Consider the following 1818-nt stretch of genomic DNA (forward strand, 5'->3'; position numbering starts at 1 on the left):
ATCGTGACCAGCTCCGGGTGTACGTACCGGCCGTCCACCTCGATGGCGACGCCGTCCAGGTAGATCGACGGGCCCAGCACACTGCCGTCGGTGTGCGCGGCGGCCACCCATGGTTCGCCGCCGATCCAGGCGCCCTTGGTGCCGATGCCGAGTTCGACGCAGCCGAAGACGCGCTCGTCCTCGACGATGCGGCCGGTCGGGGCGAGCACGCCCGGGTTGAACCCGAGCGACCAGTGCGCCACGCGGAACATGTTCGGGTCGTCGAAGGACTCCATCCAGCGGCGGAACGTGTCCGCGTCCGCGCCGCCCTCGATCTTGGTGACGACGCCCTTCTCCACGGTGCAGCGCACGGGAGAACGCAGCAGACCGATCTCGTCCGGCGGCCACAGGGCCCCGTCGAAGACGAGTACACCGTCCTGGGTCTCCTCGAGCGGGTTCCAGGAGATCTGGCCGGAGAGCATGACCGTCTCGCCCGGCTTCTCGGCCGGCTTCCCGCGCAGGTTGATCGGACGGTCCCCGTTGCGGCCGACCAGGTCGGTGCCGTTGGCGGAGGTGATGCGGACTTCGCCCGCCGCCTCCAGGAGCGCCACGAGAGCCTTTCCGAGGCGGATGACCCCCTGGAAGTCGGGGCGGCCCACGGTGGCGACCAGCATCTGGACGTCCATCGCCGTGAGGTTGGTGTACCGGCAGCCGTTGGCCATGGCGGCGCGGAAGGCGTCGGAGTGCATCAGGTACGAGACGGCGAACTCGATCCACACGTCCGCGTCGGCGATGGCACCGGCCACCGGCCTGGGCGGCTCCATGGAGGCGCCGGGCAGCGTTTCGTACCAGACGACGACGGGGTGCGCGCCTGCGGCGGCGACGGCCTGGGCGGTCGCCTCGATCACCCGGCGGTCGCTGCTGGTGTCACCGGTGAGGACGACGTGCTCGCCGCTCTTGACGAGCATGACCTCCTCGACGAGCTTGCGGGCGGCCAGGGCGAGTTCGAAGCTGAGGTACTCGGGACGCGGTTCGAGCCTGCTGTACATGTCCATGGAGGGATCTCCTTGCCGTGCGGGTGGTGCTGAGTGGAGCGGTGAGAGGGCGCGGTCCGGGAGGGTGTCCGGGCGTGTCGCCGGTTCCCTCGCCGGTGCGTCAGGTCTTGAGGATCTGTGCGGAGTCGCCGAGCGAGCTGCCCGCGATCAGTCCGGCGCCGACCAGGTTGAGTTCCTCGGCCGCGGCGGGTCCGCGCAGCTTCCGGTAACCGACCCGGACGGCCAGGGCGCCGAGGACCAGCCAGCATGCCTGCGGGGTGAGGATGAGCAGGCCGGTGGCGAGCATGACGCCCATCTGCCGGCGGGTGCCGCCGAGCAGCTGTATCGCGGCGCCGGGGACGGCCCAGAGCAGCATGGTGCGGACGGTGTCGGGGTCGCTGAGGCCGCTCGTGAGGGTGGCGGCGTACACCTTGGCGACGGGCGGGATGAGCCCCTGCTCGAAGTACGAGCGCCAGGCGATCGCCACGACGACGAGGGCGACGGCGAATCCGATGAGGGCTGCCAGGAACTGCTGGCGGCGGCCCTCGCGTTCGAAGGCGTCCCAGGGGCGGTGGTCGCGGCGCAGCAGCCACCCCGCCTTGAGGTCGTACCCCATGTCCGCGAAGGCGGGGCCGGTCGCGGAGACGTACCCCACCAGGAGCGCGAGCGGCACCGACGGGATGCCGAGGGCCAGCCCGAGAACGAGGAAGATCAGGGTGACGGCGAAGGACGGAAACCATCCGGACTGCATGGCCGCCAGACCCACGATGAGCTCGTGGACCAGGGCGGCGAAGGCGGCGAAGAG

General features: G+C 70.8%; 2 protein-coding genes. Both read right to left on the bottom strand.

Annotation, left to right across the window (positions count from 1 at the left end; all coding sequences use genetic code 11):
• Nucleotides 1-1034, bottom strand: a 1034-nt coding sequence (locus ACFWEP_RS34470; protein ID WP_387376220.1) for a hypothetical protein, incomplete at its 3' end; no start/stop codon positions are given.
• Nucleotides 1035-1134: 100 nt separating this feature from the next.
• Nucleotides 1135-1818 (bottom strand): OPT/YSL family transporter (locus ACFWEP_RS34475; protein ID WP_387376222.1); only part of this gene is annotated, 684 nt, incomplete at its 5' end.

This window comes from Streptomyces sp. NPDC060198 (assembly GCF_042728415.1).
GTDB lineage: Bacteria > Actinomycetota > Actinomycetes > Streptomycetales > Streptomycetaceae > Streptomyces.